Raw genomic sequence first — 13,804 nt, forward strand, 5'->3', positions numbered from 1 at the left:
GGCCCCCGGACCGTTCCCGGTCCGGGGGCCGTACGGGCCGCGCGAGGGGTGACCCGGCGTCAGAAGTCGCCGCCGCCGCCGAAGTCCCCGCCACCACCGAAGTCGCCACCGCCGCCGAAATCGCCGCCGCTGTCGCCGAAGCCGCTGTCGAAGTCCGACCCGTTGAAGTCGGCGCCCGAGTACTCGCCGGCGTCCGCACCGTCGTTGTAGTCGTAGCCACCGCCGCCGTGGCCGTAGTCGGCCGCGTACGCGTAGCCGGGGGTGGAGAGCATCGAGCCGAGCATGGTGCCGACCAACAGGCCGGGCAGCAGGCCGCCGCCGAAGTAGCCGCCCGCCCAGGGGCTGTAGGCGGGACCGGCGTTCCAGTACGGCTGGTCGCCGTGCTCGGTGTGCACGGTGCGGACGTCCGGGTCCTGGCCGCCTGCCAGCCGGGCCGCGTCCTCGGCGCAGGCCGGGACGGTGCGCGGGGCGCCGCCGGGCGGGGCCCACTGGACGTCGGTGACGGACGGGCCGTGCCGCGGGTCGAAGAAGCACGGGACGCGGCGCTCCGGCAGCGGCCGGCCCTCGCGGCGGGCCGCCAGCGAGGCCAGCGCGAACCGGCCCTGCTCCAGCGCCTCGGTGACGGGGCGGACGTCCTCGGGCTGCTTCGCCCCGTCCATGGTCCGCTTGGCCAGGTCGTAGGAGTCGAGGGCGCTGGTGTAGTCGGCGCGCTGGGCGTCGTCCGCGTCGGGGGCGCCGGGGCTGAAGTCGAGCCGGTCCAGCTCCTCGCCGAAGGCGGTGATGTCCTCGTCCACCACGGTGCGCAGCCGGTCCAGGTCGGCACGGAGCTTCTCCTCCTTGCGCTTCTTCGACCGGCGGAACAGCAGGAACACGCCGGCGCCGGCCAGTGCGAGCAGCAGCAGCGGGACCAGGATCCAGGCGATCGAGGTGCTGTGCTGCGGGCCGTCGCCCTTGGTCTGCCGCACCGCCTGGTCGACGAACTCGTTCACGGTGGCGGCGATGTCGCCGCCGTGCGAGCGGAACGCGGCGCCCGCGATCCGCTCGGTGGCGGCGCCGGGCAGCGCCTTCGCGTCGGACTGCGCCTTGAACGCGTCGCCGCGCCAGACCGCGTAGACGCCGACGATGCCGACCTTGGTGCGCAGGTCGGTGAAGAGGTTCTTGCCCGGGTAGGCCTCGCTGTCCGGCACCACCGCGACGAAGACCGGCTTGTCGGCCGACTTCAGCTTGGCGGCTAGCCGGTCGGCCTGCTCCTGGGAGAACCGGCCGGTCATCGCCGGGTCGACGTACACCTGGGTCTTCTTCAGCGCGTCGGCCGCGTCGTTCAGGCCGGACGCCGAGGCGGGCGCCGCCAGGCCGAACACCATCAGCAGGCCGAGCAGCGCCGCCCCGAGGGCGGCGGCGGGCCCGGTGGTCCGGGGGCGGCGGGGCACAGTTCTCATGGTCCCGACCGTACCGGTCCGCGGGCCCGCCCGGGGTCCGCCCCCGGTACCGTCCGACCCCGGTGCCGCCCCCTACCGCAGGGCGAGGGCGGCGGCCGGGACCCCCGCCGACCGGCCGGAGTTCGGGCCCGGCGGTCCGGACGGGGGCGCGGAGCGGGCATAGTGGTGACGATCTTCCACTCCCCCGACAGGAGCCCCCAGGTGATCCTCGGTCTCGTCACCGCCGTCGCGGCGTCCGCCTGCTACGGCACCGGCTCGGTGCTGCAAGCCCTCGGCACCCGCCGCTCGGCCCGGCAGGAGGCCGCCGCCGGCGCCGTCACCGAGCACGGCGGGCCGAGCCTGTCCTCCACCGCGAAGGCCGCCGTCACCTGGGAGTTCATCCTCGGCACGGTGCTGGACTTCGTCGGCTTCGGCCTCGGCGCGCTGGCCGCCCGGCTGCTGCCGCTGTTCCTCTCGCAGACCATCATCAGCGCCAACCTGGTGATCACCGCGGTGCTCTCGGTGCGGCTGCTCGGGCTGCGGCTGCGGCAGTTGGAGTGGCTGTCGATCGGCGTGCTGTGCAGCGCCCTGGTGCTGCTGGCGGTCGCGGCCGGACCGGAGGGCGGGCACCACGCGGACCGGTCCTTCCACTGGTGGCTGCTGATCGGCTCGGTGGTGCTGATCGCCGGCGGCGCGCTGATCGTCCGCCGGCTCGGGACCGGCGGGGCGATCGTGGCCGGCCTGCTCTCCGGCCTCGGCTTCGGCGCGCTCGGCATCGGCGTGCGCATCCTGGACGGCATCGAGCCGTTCTCGCTCGGCGCGCTGCTCGCCGACCCGGCGCTGTACGCGATCCTGGTCGGCGGCATCGGCGGCATGTACCTGCACACCATCGCCCTGCAGATCGGTTCGGTGAACGGCGCGACGGCCGCCCTGGTGGTCGGCGAGACCGTGGTCCCGGGCGCGGTCGGCGTCCTGTGGCTGGGCGACTCCTCCCGGGCCGGCCTGGGCTGGCTGGCCGCCGCCGGCTTCGTCCTCGCCGTGGCCAGCGCCGTCGGCGTCGCCTACTTCGGCGACGAGGGCGGGGCGCTGCAGGCCGCCGAGGAGGAGCGGAAGTCCCCGGCGGGCAGCGCGAACTGACGGCGCGCGGGGTCGCCGCCCCGGGGCTGCCGGACGATCAGGCCCGGGGCGGGCGCTGGCACTTCGGGCAGGAGTAGCTGGAGCGGTTCATCCAGGCGTCCCGGCGCATCGCGCTGCCGCAGCGGCGGCAGGGCTCGCCCTCGCGGCCGTAGGCGTCGAGGTCGCGGGAGAAGTAGCCGCTCTCGCCGTTGACGTTGACGTACATCGAGTCGAAGCTGGTGCCGCCGACGGCCAGCGCCGCCGTCATCACGTCCCGGGCGTGGCCGAGCAGTTCGAGCGCGGCGGGGCGGGTCAGCGTCGCGGTGGGGCGGTCGAAGTGCAGGCGGCTGCGCCAGAGCGCCTCGTCGGCGTAGATGTTGCCGACGCCGCTGATCAGGGTCTGGTCGAGCAGGGCGCGCTTGACGGTGGTGCGCTTCGCCCGCAGGGCGGTGGCGAAGGCGGCGTCGTCGAAGCGGGCGTCGAGCGGGTCACGGGCGATGTGCGCGAGCGAGAGCGGGGTGCCCTCGGGGTCGTCGGCCTCGGCCTCCTCGACGGCGAGGCCGCCGAAGGTGCGCTGGTCGACGAAGCGCAGTTCGGTGCCGCCGTCGGTGAACCGGACCCGGGCCCGCAGGTGCACCGAGGGGGCCATCTCCGGTTCCTGGATCAGGAGTTGGCCGCTCATCCCGAGGTGGCCGATCATCGACAGGCCGTCGCCGAGCGGCACCCACAGGTACTTGCCGCGGCGCTGCGGCGCGCCGAGGGTGCGGCCGCGCAGCAGCGCGGCGAACTCCTCGGCGCCACCGGCCTGCCGGCGGACGGCCCGCGGGTGCAGCACCTCGGCCTCGGCGACGGTGCGTCCGGCGGCCCAGCGGGCCAGACCGCGGCGGACGACCTCGACCTCGGGCAGTTCGGGCACGGCGGGCGGCTCAGCCGGCCGCGGCGGGCTGCTCGCCCTGGGCCGCGGGAGCGTGGGCGGCCTCGTTCTGGGCCTTGATCGAGCGCCAGGCCGATTCGGCGGCCTTCTGCTCGGCCTCCTTCTTCGACCGGCCGCTGCCGGAGCCGTAGTCCTGCCCGGCCACCCGCGCGGCGGCGGTGAAGGTCTTCTCGTGGTCCGGTCCGGACTCGGTGACCACGTACTCGGGCACGCCGATGCCGACGGCCGCGGTGAGCTCCTGGAGGCTGGTCTTCCAGTCGAGTCCGGCGCCGAGCTGCGCGGACTCCGCGATCAGCGGGTCGAACAGCTGGTGGACGAAGTCCGTGGCGGAGTCCAGGCCCTTGTCGAGGTAGATCGCCCCGATCACGGCCTCGACGGTGTCCGCGAGGATCGAGGACTTGTCGCGTCCGCCGGTGCCCTCCTCGCCCTTGCCGAGCCGGATGAAGGCACCGAGGTCCAGGCCGCGGCCGACCTCGGCGAGCGCGCGGGAGTTCACCACCGCGGCGCGCAGCTTGGCGAGCGTCCCCTCGGCGACCTCCGGGTGGAGGCGGTAGAGGGTGTCGGTCACCACCAGGCCCAGCACCGAGTCGCCGAGGAACTCCAGGCGCTCGTTGGTGGGCAGACCGCCGTTCTCGTACGCGTACGAGCGGTGCGTCAGGGCACGCACCAGAAGGGCGCGCTCGAGCGGGTACCCGAGGCGCCCTTCCAGGACGTCGTATTCGGTCGAAGCCGGCCCGCCGCCCTTACCCCCGTTGCTCGCGGAGTTCGGCTTGCGGGAGGAGTTGCCACCGTCCGACATCGATCCGTGCACCCCGCCGATCAGACCGAGAGGACCTGGCGACGGTTGTACGTGCCGCAGCTCGGGCACGCGATGTGCGCGAGCTTCGGCTCGTGGCAGCGGTCGCACGCGACGAGCGCGGGCACGACGGCCTTCCAGTTGGACCGGCGGTGACGCGTGTTGCTGCGCGACATCTTCCGCTTCGGAACAGCCACGGTAAATCTCCTGGTTCTACGGCGAGGCCCTCACGGGCAGCGCTGTGTCTTATTCCTCGTCACCCTCGTCGCCGGGGGCGGCGGAGAGTCCCTGCAGAGCCGCCCACCGGGGGTCGGCGGCATCGTGGTGGTGCGCCGGGTCGTCGCTCAGGCGTGCCCCGCACTCGGAGCACAGGCCCAGGCAGTCGTCCTGGCACACCGGCTGCAGCGGCAGTGCGAGCACCACCGCGTCACGCAGCACCGGCTGGAGGTCGAACAGGTCGCCCTCCAGGCGGTAAGTCTCGTCCTCGGACTCCTCGTCGAAGTCGTCCCCCGCGATCGCGCGGTGCCGCTCCTCGGACTCCGGGTAGTAGTAGAGCTCCTGGAAGTCGACCGTCAGGTCGTCCTCCACCGGCTCCAGGCAGCGCGAGCACTCGCCGGCGACCTCGGCCTCGGCGGTGCCGGTGACCAGCACGCCCTCGACCACGGACTCCAGGCGGAGCTCCAGCTTGATCTCGCTCTTCTCGGGGACGCCGATCACGTCCGCGATGCCCAGCTCCGCCGGGGCCTCCAGGGTTCGGGTCACCTTGCGCAGCGATCCGGGGCGACGGCCGAGCTCGTGCGTGTCGAACACGAGCGGGTCGCGGTGGTCGAGGCGGTTCAAGGTTTCCTGACTTCCTGGTGGCGGCACGCATCCCTGCGTGGCGCGAAGGTGGCTTCTGCGGTGCGCGGCCCGGTCGCGGGCACACGGCGAACCCGGCACGAACAGGCCGGAGTGGTCAGACTACCGGAGACTCCGCGTCCAACCCAACTCGCCCGTCCCCCGGCCGCCGGACCCCGGCGGCCGGGCGGCGCTCAGCGGCCGCCGAGCTCCCGCAGCCGGGTCATGTCGATCATGCTGGTGTCGAAGAAACTGGTCTCGTCCAGCCCGCCCTGCTGCGGCACCTGGGTCGGCTGCTGCTGGGGTTGCTGCTGCTGGTAGCCGTACGGGTCGGCGGGCAGCGGGTTGCCCCACTGGTCGAAGCCCTGCTGCGGCTGCTGCTGGTACTGCTGCTGGTAGTACGGGTCGACCGGCTGCTGGTGCCCGTAGGGCTGGCCGTACGGGTCGGTCTGCGGGGCCGCGGCCGGGTCGTAGCCGCCGCCGTACACCTCGGCGTACTGCGGGGCCTGCGGCTGGGCGTACAGGTCCTCGGCGGGGTTCTGCCAGCCGGCCGCGGCCGGGGTCTGCTCCGGCCAGGACTGCTGCTGCGGGACGTCCGCGTACCAGGACTGCTCGCCCTCGTCGGAGAAGCCGGCCGCGACCGCCTCGGCCCGGTCCTTGAGCTGCTGGGCCTCGTCGGCGGCGGCCAGGTAGGCGCCCAGCTCGTCGATCGGGGCCTTGCCGAGCAGCTTGTCGCGGCCCTTGCCGACCGCCTCCAGGGTGGCGGAGAGCACCGCCTCCAAGGTGGCGAGCTTCACGTCGACGTACTCGTCGGCCTCCGGGCTGGGGCTGGTCCGCGGCCGGAACTCCTCGCCGTCCTCGGCCCCGTCCTGCTCCGGCTCGTAGACGCCGGAGTCGCCGCGCAGCTTCTGCCGGCCGCGGCCGACCGCGCCCAGCGTCTTGGTCAGCACCACCTCGAAGTTGGCGAGCTTGGAGTCGACGTAGTCGTCCGCCTCGGCGCGCTTGGCCTCCACCTCGGCGCGGGCCTCGGCGCGCACCCGGTCCGCCTCGGCCTGGGCCTGGCGCACCACCTCGGTGTCGGAGATCAGCGAGCCGCGCTCGTCGTGCGCGCCGCGGATGATGTGGTCGGCCTGCGCCTGGGCGTCGGCCACCATCTGCTGGTGGTCCGCCACCACCGACTGCGCCTGGGCGAGTTCGGCGGGCATGGCGTCGCGCAGGTCGCGGAGCAGGCCGGTCAGCTCGGCGCGGTTGACCACGCAGGAGGCCGACATGGGCATCGCCTTGGCCTTCTCGACCAGGGCGATGATCTCGTCGAGTTTCTGCTGCACGTCCACGGGTGTCTTCTGTCTTTCCGTGTGCCGCCGAGGTGCGGCGGAGGCAGTGCCCGGGCGTCGCTGGCGCCACTCCCGGGGCCGGGAGTACAGACTGTACGGCCACCCGCCCCGCCGCTCACAACGCCTCGGTCAGTTGCGGCGTTCGGCGATCCGCTCGACCAGCCGCTCGTGCACCACCGGCGGCAGCAGGTGGGAGACGTCGCCGCCCAGCGAGGCCACCTCCTTGACCAGGCTGGAGGAGAGGAAGCTGTACGTCGGCGAGGTCGGCACGAACAGCGTCTCCACGCCGGTGAGGCCGTGGTTCATCTGCGCCATCTGCAGTTCGTAGTCGAAGTCGCCGGCCGCCCGCAGGCCCTTGATGATCGCCGGGATGCCGCGCTCGCGGCAGAAGTCCACCAGCAGGCCGCTGTGCGACTCCACCTCGATGTTGCCCAGGTGCGCGGTGGTCTCGGTGATCAGGCCGATCCGCTCGTCGATCGAGAACATGCCCTGCTTGTTGCGGTTGATCAGGACCGCCACGTGCACCACGTCGTACAGCTTCGAGGCGCGCTCGATGATGTCCAGGTGTCCGTTGGTGATGGGGTCGAAGGACCCCGGGCAGACGGCGCGGCGCATGGCTGAAGCTCCCTCGGGAGGCGGGACGTTCGTGGCTACGAGTCTTGCTCGGCCCCGGTAGCGGCGCGACCGTACCAGAGCGTGCCCTCGCCGTAGCGGCGGGAGCGCAGCCCCTCGAAGCCGTCCGGCCAACCGAACTCGCCGCCCCGGGTGCTGCGTTCCACGGTGACGAGAACATGCTCCGCCAACCAGCCCCCCGAGCGCAGTGTGACCAGCATCTCCCTCAGCACCTCGTCCGCCACCGCGTACGGCGGGTCCAGGAAGACCAGGTCGTAGGGCTCGGCGGGGGGCGCCCCGGCGATCACCTTCTCGGCCTTCTCGGCCCGCACCTCGGCCCCGGGCAGGCCGAGCGCGCGGACGTTCTCCCGGACCGTGCGGGCGGCGGCCGGGTCGGCCTCCACCAGCAGCGCGTGGCCCGCGCCGCGGGAGAGCGCCTCCAGGCCGACCGCGCCGCTGCCCGCGAACAGGTCCAGCATCCGGGCCCCGCCGATCGGCCCGTACAGCGCCTCGACGGTGGAGAACATCGCCTCCCGCGCCTTGTCGGAGGTCGGGCGGGTGTTCCGGCCGGGCGGCGCGGCGAGCGGGCGGCCTCCGGCGACGCCGGCGATCACGCGGGGCATGGGGAAGTCCTTACGGAGCGGGGGCGCGAGGAACTGCGCGCCCGACCATAGCCGACCTGCGGGGCATGGCCGGTTGCGCGCGCCGCTCGCGCCCCGGGGTCCGTTACTCGTTCGCCGCGGCCCCCAGCACGCTCGGCGAGGCGTACCGGGACCAGGCCAGGCAGCCGTCGGGCGGGCAGTACTCGGGGCGGCGCGGGTCGTGGCCGAGCTCGCGCAGCTTGGTGCGGACGGAGTCGGGCGTGCGGCCGTAGCGGGCGGCGATCCGGGCGATGGTGTCGCCGTCGTGGAAGCGGCGCACCAGCTCCTCCTCGTGCTGCGGCACCCAGGGGGAGCCGTGGCCGGGGTAGAGCTCGCGCAGCACGTCCCGGTCCGGGATCGGCTCGGAGACGTCGGCGACGATCGCCAGTGCGCGCAGCGCGCGGTTCAGTGCGATCCGCAGCGAGGCGACGTCCTCCACCGGGAGGCGGAGCTTGCCGGAGGCGACCGGGTTGGCGGAGTTGCCCTCGCGCCAGCCGGTCAGGGTGAGGGTGACTTCGCGGTCGTCCTCGCTGGCGACCTCGATCCGGAAGACCTTGTCGCCGAGCGGGAGCTCGTTGAGGTGACGGAATGCCATGGCAATGACCCCCAATTCTCGTGCCGGGGACGCGACTTGGAGTGCGCCCCGAGCAAGTACATTCTCTCCCGGGGCACTGACATCCGGAGGGTGCGAACGAGCCGCTTCAGCCCTTCTCCAGGTACTCCGCGCGGTCCTCGTCGAGCAGGCTCTCCAGCGCGGTGCGCAGCTCGGGGTGGTCGGCCAGCGCCGGGTCGGCGGCGACCAGCCGGGTCGCCTCGGCCCGGGCGGTGGCGATCACCTCCTCGTCGTCGAGGACGGAGAGCACCTTGAGCGAGGACTTCACGCCGGACTGGGCCTGGCCGAGCACGTCGCCCTCGCGGCGCTGTTCGAGGTCGATCCTGGAGAGCGCGAAGCCGTCCAGGGTGCCGGCCACCGCGTCCAGCCGGGCCCGGGCGGCGCCGGCCGCGGGCATGTCGCTGACCAGCAGGCAGAGGCCGGGCGCGGAGCCGCGGCCGACCCGGCCGCGGAGCTGGTGCAGTTGGGAGACGCCGAACCGGTCCGCGTCCATGATCACCATCGCGGTCGAGTTCGGGACGTTGACGCCGACCTCGATCACCGTGGTGGCGACCAGCACGTCGACCTGGCCGGCCGCGAACCGGCGCATCACGTCGTCCTTGGCCTCGGGCGCGAGCCGACCGTGCAGGATCTCGATCCGCAGCCCCGCCAGCGGCCCCTTCGCCAGTTTCGCCGCGGTCTCCAGCACCGAGAGCGGCGGCCGCTTCTCCTCGCTGTCCGCTCCCCCGCCGACCTCCTCGGGGTCCTCCTTGCGCTTCTTCTTCCCGCTCTTGCCCGGCTCCTCCTCGTCGCCGATCCGCGGGCAGACCACGTACGCCTGGTGGCCCTTGCCGACCTCCTCGCGGACCCGTTCCCAGGCCCGGACCAGGAAGTTGGGCTTCTCCAGGGCCGGGACGACGTGGGTGGAGATCGGCGAGCGGCCGGACGGCAGCTGGTCCAGGACGGAGGTCTCCAGGTCGCCGAAGACCGTCATCGCCACGGTGCGCGGGATCGGCGTGGCGGTCATCACCAGCAGGTGCGGCGGCTGCTCGCCCTTGGCCCGGAGCGCGTCGCGCTGCTCGACGCCGAACCGGTGCTGCTCGTCGACCACCACCAGGCCGAGGTCGGCGAACTGCACCTTGTCCTCGATCAGGGCGTGCGTGCCGATCGCCAGCCCGGCCTTGCCGGAGGCCATGTCCAGCAGGGCGCCGCGGCGGGCGGCCGCGCCCATCGAGCCGGTCAGCAGGGCGACCCGGGTGCCGAGCTCGGAGCCGCCGATCATCCCGGCCTCGGCGAGGTCGCCCATCATCTCGACGATCGACCGGTGGTGCTGCTGGGCCAGCACCTCGGTCGGGGCGAGCAGCACCGCCTGCCCGCCGGTGTCGACCACCGCCAGCATCGCCCGCAGCGCCACCAGGGTCTTGCCGGAGCCGACCTCGCCCTGGAGCAGGCGGTGCATGGGGTGCTCGGTGGCCAGGTCGGCGAAGATCTCGGCGCAGACCTGCTGCTGACCCTCCGTCAGGGTGAACGGGAGCCGGGCGTCGAAGGCGTCCAGCACGCCGCCGGGGACGGGGCGGCGGGCGACGGCGGGCAGCGCGGTGTCGGCGGCCCGGCGCTGGGCCAGGGCGACCTGGAGGACGAAGGCCTCGTCCCAGCGCAGCCGGGCCTGGGCGCGCTCCTTCTCGGCCTGGCTGTGCGGGCGGTGGATCAGCTGCAGCGCCTCGGGCAGCGGGATCAGGCCGTGCTCGGCGCGCAGCTCGGCGGGCAGCGGTTCGCCGACGTCGGCGAGGTGCTTGGTGAGGGCCAGGTCGACGCAGAGCGAGAGCTTCCAGCTGGGCAGCTGGGCGCTGGCCGGGTAGACCGGGATGAGCCGCCCGGCGAACTGCTCGGCCGCTGCGGAGCCCTCCTCGGCGTCGATCAACTGGTAGTCGGGCGAGGCGAGTTGGCGGGTGCGGTTGAACAGGCCGACCTTGCCGGCGAACAGGCCCTGGGCGCCGGGCCGGAGCTCCTTCTGCCGCCAGCCCTGGTTGAAGAACACCAGCGAGAGCCGGGAGCGGCCGTCGGTGACCACCACCTCCAGCCGGTCGCCCTTGCGGCCGCGGAACGGGATCAGCGTGACCTTCTCGATCCGGGCCAGCACCGTGACGTGCTCGTCCACCTCCAGCTCGTCCAGGCTGGTGAGCTGGCCGCGCTCGACGTACCGGCGCGGGTAGTGGTGCAGCAGGTCGCCGACCGTGCGCAGCTTGAGACTGTCGGCCAGCACCTTCGCGGTGCGGTCGCCGACCAGTTCCTTCAGCGGTTCATCGAGAGCGCCCATGGCGTCCCATTCCACACCACGGGACCGACGGTCCGGCTCACTCCACCCCGATGAGCAGCGGGGCGGCCTCCTGGCCGCCGTCGTAGGCGACGGCGTCGATCTCCGGCCTGGTCCGCCGGGCGTGCGCGATCAGCCGGTCGGCGAGCTCGGCGGGGGCCTCCTCGCCGAGCACCAGGGTGACCAGTTCGCCGCCGGCCGCGATCATCCGGTCCAGCACGGCGAGCGCCGTGCCGGTGAGGTCCCGGCCGATCACCGCGACGTCGCCGTCGATCAGCCCGAGCACGTCGCCGGCCTGGCAGACGCCCGCCATCGTCCAGGACTCGCCCTCGGCGACGGCGAGTTCGGCGTGCCGGGTGGCGCCGGCCGCGGAGGTCATCGCCACCACGTCCTCGTCGAAGCGCCGCCCGGCGTCGTGCACCGCGAGCGCCGCCAGGCCCTGCACCGGGGAGCGGGTCGGCAGCACGGCGATCCGGACGCCCTCCTCGCGCAGCTGGTCGGCGGCGGCGCCGGCGGCCGGGCGCAGCTCGGGGTCGTTCAGCAGCAGCACCGCCTCGCGCGCGCCGCACCGGTGCACGGCGGCGACCAGTTCGGCGCTGGACGGCGGCCGGTCCGGGTCGGCGGACAGCACCACCGAGCCGGCCTGCTCGCACAGCTGCGCCAGCCCGCTGCCGGTCACCACGCTCAGCACCGCCCGCCCGTGCGAGACGGTCTCCTCCCGCTCCCCCGACCGGGCCGCGGCCTCCGCGAAGTGCGTGATCCTGATCCGGTACGGGCGGCCCGCCTCGACGCCCGCCTCGACGGCCGCGCCCGCGTCGTCCACGTGCACGTGGACGTTCCACAGGCCGTCGCCGCCGCCGATCACCAGCGAGTCGCCGAGGCCCGCGAGCCGGTCGCGCAGCCGGGGCAGCTGCTCGTCCCCCGCCTCCAGCAGGTAGATCACCTCGAACGCCGGGTGGCCGGGCCCCGGCGGGCGCTCCTGGCCCTCGCAGCCGTCCAGCACCAGCGGGTCGAGCTCGCGCCGCAGCGCGACCGGCCCCATCGGCTGCTGGCCGGACACCGCGTCCACCAGCGCGCCCAGCACCGCGACCAAGCCCCGGCCGCCGGCGTCCACCACCCCGGCCTCGGCCAGCACCGACAGCTGGTCGGGCGTCCGCAGCAGCGCCTGCCGGGCCGCCCGGTACGCCTCCTGGGCCTGCCCCGTCAGCCCGTCCGCGTCCTTCGCGGCGGCGGCCGCGGCGGCCGCGACCGTCAGCAGGGTGCCCTCCACCGGCTGCGCCACCGCCGAGTACGCCGAGCGGGCGCCGCCGTCCAGCGCCGCGGCCAGCTCGCCGCCCTCGGCGAGCCGCCCCGCCAGGCCGCGCAGCCACTGCGCCAGGATCACGCCCGAGTTGCCGCGCGCCCCGACCAGCGCCCCGCGGGCCGCGGCGGCGGCCGCCCGGGCTAGTTCGGGGCGCTCCTCGGCCGCGAAGACGGCGTCCAGCGCCTCGGCCGCGGACTCCAGCGTCAGGTACAGGTTGGTCCCCGTGTCGCCGTCCGGGACCGGGTACACGTTCAGCGCGTCGATCTCCTCGCGGGCCTGGCCGAGGGCCGCCAGCGCGAGCCGGCACCAGGTGCGGACGGCCGGGGCGTCGAGGGTGTCCAGCACCGGGTCTCCTCCGGATGAACGCCACCGGAACACGACGGGACGCGGCGGCGAGGGGCGAGGGGCGATGCTGGCAGGTTATCGGCCCCCGCGGCGCCCTCCCCCGCAGGCTCGGGCCCGGCTCCCGCCCAGCTCGGGAGAACGATCACCCCGGCGATCGTGGTAGTTTCGTTGAGCGGGAGTCACCGTTGTATGCTCTCCCGGTTGCCTGGAGCACCCCGGGCTAGTAACAAGTACCTGATTCTGAAGTCTTGGAGTGACTCCTGTGGCTGCCAACTGTGACGTCTGCGGCAAGGGCCCGGGCTTCGGCAACAGCATCTCCCACTCGCACCGCCGCACCCCCCGTCGTTGGAACCCCAACATTCAGACGGTGCGCGCTGTGATCGGGCGGACGCCGAAGCGGCTCAACGTCTGCACCTCGTGCATCAAGGCCGGTAAGGTCTCGCGCTGACGCGCAGACCGCCAAGCCGGTCACCATCTTGTCGGCAACAGCCGATCACGCCCTTCGGGGACCGTGATCGGCTGTTGTCGTTTCCGCTGTTGTCGTTTCCGGGGAGCCCCGCCAGGGGCCCGGGGAACGGCGGAGCCGAGAGGCGTTGGGCCGGGGCACAGTGGGGCGCCACGGGGCGTCGGCCGAAAGACCTCCGACCCGAAACGGGGTGGCGCCCCGCGGCCCGTCGGACACCCGCCCCTCGGCTCCGCCGTTCCCCGGGCCCCTGAATACCTCCTTCCCCGGGCCCTGACTGCCCGGGTGCGGGCCTTTACCGGTGCTGCCAGAAGTGGTCGACCGGGCCGATGCCCGCGCCGAGGGCGAAGCCTTCGCGGATGGCGCCGGTGACGTACGCCTTGGCGCGGGCGACGGCTTCCGGCATCGGGTGGCCGTGGGCGAGTTCGGCGGCGATCGCGCTGGCGAGGGTGCAGCCGGTGCCGTGGGTGTGGCGGTTGTCGTGGCGGGGCGCCCGGTACCAGTGGGTCTCACCGGCGGGGCCGAGCAGCAGGTCGGCGGCCTCGCCGGCGAGGTGGCCGCCCTTGATCAGGGCCCAGCCGGGGCCGAGGTCGCGCAGCGCCTTCGCGGCGTCGAGCATCTCGTCCTCCCGGGTGACGGTGCGCCCGGTGAGTTGGGTCACCTCGTGCAGGTTGGGGGTGGCGAGGGTGGCGACCGGCAGGAGGTGTTCGCGGACGGTGGCGACGGCTTCGGCGGCGAGCAGGGCGTCGCCGTGCTTGGAGACGCCGACCGGGTCGACGACCACGGGGGCGGAGGTGCCGGCGAGGAGTTCGGCGACCGTCCCGACGAGTTCGACCGAGGCGAGCATGCCGGTCTTGACGGCCTGCACGCCGATGTCGTCGACGACGCTGCGGTACTGGGCCCGGACGGCTTCGGCGGGGAGTTCCCAGTAGCCCTGGACGCCGAGCGAGTTCTGGGCGGTGACGGCGGTGATGACGCTCATGCCGTGGACGCCGAGGGCGAGCATGGTCTTGAGGTCGGCCTGGATGCCCGCGCCGCCGCCGCTGTCGGAGCCGGCGACGGTGAGGACTCGGGGCGGGGCGGCGGTTTCGGTGCTCAT

14 protein-coding genes are annotated in these 13,804 nt (G+C 73.9%); 2 read left to right on the forward strand and 12 right to left on the reverse strand.

What is annotated here, in order from left to right; translation table 11 throughout:
- Positions 1-59: 59 nt before the first annotated feature.
- On the reverse strand, positions 60-1,439 hold the full coding sequence (locus ACIOHG_RS22925; RefSeq protein WP_400953447.1) for a hypothetical protein: 1,380 nt from the start codon (positions 1,437-1,439) through the stop codon (positions 60-62).
- A 201-nt stretch (positions 1,440-1,640) separates the two neighbouring features.
- Between ACIOHG_RS22925 and ACIOHG_RS22930 the strand changes: the two genes are divergently transcribed.
- Complete coding sequence (locus ACIOHG_RS22930) at positions 1,641-2,555, forward strand: hypothetical protein (protein ID WP_400953448.1); 915 nt, start codon at positions 1,641-1,643, stop codon at positions 2,553-2,555.
- Positions 2,556-2,592: 37 nt separating this feature from the next.
- Here the strand turns inward: ACIOHG_RS22930 and mutM are convergent, their stop codons facing one another.
- From mutM to ACIOHG_RS22980, 10 genes are all read right to left on the reverse strand, one after another.
- Entirely contained in the window at positions 2,593-3,450 is an 858-nt protein-coding gene (gene mutM, locus ACIOHG_RS22935; RefSeq protein WP_400953449.1) for a bifunctional DNA-formamidopyrimidine glycosylase/DNA-(apurinic or apyrimidinic site) lyase, read from the reverse strand.
- 10 nt (positions 3,451-3,460) lie between these two features.
- Entirely contained in the window at positions 3,461-4,267 is an 807-nt protein-coding gene (gene rnc, locus ACIOHG_RS22940; protein ID WP_400953550.1) for a ribonuclease III, read from the reverse strand.
- A gap of 20 nt (positions 4,268-4,287) precedes the next feature.
- Positions 4,288-4,461 carry a 50S ribosomal protein L32 gene (rpmF, locus tag ACIOHG_RS22945; protein ID WP_035866499.1) on the reverse strand — a complete coding sequence of 58 codons (174 nt, stop codon included), beginning with the start codon at positions 4,459-4,461 and terminating at the stop codon, positions 4,288-4,290.
- Between the two features lie 49 nt (positions 4,462-4,510).
- The gene (locus ACIOHG_RS22950; RefSeq protein ID WP_400953450.1) at positions 4,511-5,104 is read right to left on the reverse strand and encodes a YceD family protein; all 594 of its coding nucleotides are present in this window, start codon (positions 5,102-5,104) and stop codon (positions 4,511-4,513) included.
- A gap of 191 nt (positions 5,105-5,295) precedes the next feature.
- The gene (locus tag ACIOHG_RS22955; protein ID WP_400953451.1) at positions 5,296-6,435 is read right to left on the reverse strand and encodes an ATP synthase F0 subunit B; all 1,140 of its coding nucleotides are present in this window, start codon (positions 6,433-6,435) and stop codon (positions 5,296-5,298) included.
- Between the two features lie 129 nt (positions 6,436-6,564).
- Positions 6,565-7,050 carry a pantetheine-phosphate adenylyltransferase gene (gene coaD, locus ACIOHG_RS22960; RefSeq protein ID WP_400953452.1) on the reverse strand — a complete coding sequence of 162 codons (486 nt, stop codon included), beginning with the start codon at positions 7,048-7,050 and terminating at the stop codon, positions 6,565-6,567.
- Between the two features lie 35 nt (positions 7,051-7,085).
- Complete coding sequence (gene rsmD / locus ACIOHG_RS22965; protein WP_400953453.1) at positions 7,086-7,670, reverse strand: 16S rRNA (guanine(966)-N(2))-methyltransferase RsmD; 585 nt, start codon at positions 7,668-7,670, stop codon at positions 7,086-7,088.
- A 103-nt stretch (positions 7,671-7,773) separates the two neighbouring features.
- Positions 7,774-8,283, reverse strand: coding sequence for a hypothetical protein (locus ACIOHG_RS22970; protein ID WP_400953454.1), 510 nt, complete (start codon positions 8,281-8,283; stop codon positions 7,774-7,776).
- A gap of 106 nt (positions 8,284-8,389) precedes the next feature.
- Positions 8,390-10,597, reverse strand: a complete 2,208-nt coding sequence (gene recG, locus ACIOHG_RS22975) for an ATP-dependent DNA helicase RecG (protein ID WP_400953455.1) — start codon at positions 10,595-10,597, stop codon at positions 8,390-8,392.
- Between the two features lie 37 nt (positions 10,598-10,634).
- Positions 10,635-12,242: a DAK2 domain-containing protein gene (locus tag ACIOHG_RS22980; protein WP_400953456.1), complete on the reverse strand. Its 1,608-nt coding sequence runs from the start codon at positions 12,240-12,242 to the stop codon at positions 10,635-10,637.
- A 262-nt stretch (positions 12,243-12,504) separates the two neighbouring features.
- Here ACIOHG_RS22980 and rpmB point away from each other — a divergent pair, with 262 nt between their 5' ends.
- On the forward strand, positions 12,505-12,690 hold the full coding sequence (gene rpmB / locus ACIOHG_RS22985) for a 50S ribosomal protein L28 (protein WP_014138233.1): 186 nt from the start codon (positions 12,505-12,507) through the stop codon (positions 12,688-12,690).
- A 310-nt stretch (positions 12,691-13,000) separates the two neighbouring features.
- Here rpmB and thiD read toward each other — a convergent pair whose 3' ends face one another.
- Positions 13,001-13,804 carry a bifunctional hydroxymethylpyrimidine kinase/phosphomethylpyrimidine kinase gene (thiD, locus tag ACIOHG_RS22990; RefSeq protein WP_400953457.1) on the reverse strand — a complete coding sequence of 268 codons (804 nt, stop codon included), beginning with the start codon at positions 13,802-13,804 and terminating at the stop codon, positions 13,001-13,003.

It is taken from the genome of Kitasatospora sp. NPDC088134, assembly GCF_044741705.1.
Classification (GTDB): Bacteria; Actinomycetota; Actinomycetes; order Streptomycetales; family Streptomycetaceae; genus Kitasatospora.

What these genes read in the sequence shown, in the direction of transcription:
- ACIOHG_RS22925 (WP_400953447.1), bottom strand. Translation starts at nt 1,439, where the DNA reads ATGAGAACTGTGCCCCGCCGCCCCCGGACCACCGGGCCCGCCGCCGCC.
- rnc (WP_400953550.1), bottom strand. Translation starts at nt 4,267, where the DNA reads ATGTCGGACGGTGGCAACTCCTCCCGCAAGCCGAACTCCGCGAGCAAC.
- coaD (WP_400953452.1), bottom strand. Translation starts at nt 7,050, where the DNA reads ATGCGCCGCGCCGTCTGCCCGGGGTCCTTCGACCCCATCACCAACGGA.
- rsmD (WP_400953453.1), bottom strand. Translation starts at nt 7,670, where the DNA reads ATGCCCCGCGTGATCGCCGGCGTCGCCGGAGGCCGCCCGCTCGCCGCG.
- ACIOHG_RS22970 (WP_400953454.1), bottom strand. Translation starts at nt 8,283, where the DNA reads ATGGCATTCCGTCACCTCAACGAGCTCCCGCTCGGCGACAAGGTCTTC.
- recG (WP_400953455.1), bottom strand. Translation starts at nt 10,597, where the DNA reads ATGGGCGCTCTCGATGAACCGCTGAAGGAACTGGTCGGCGACCGCACC.
- thiD (WP_400953457.1), bottom strand. Translation starts at nt 13,804, where the DNA reads ATGAGCACCGAAACCGCCGCCCCGCCCCGAGTCCTCACCGTCGCCGGC.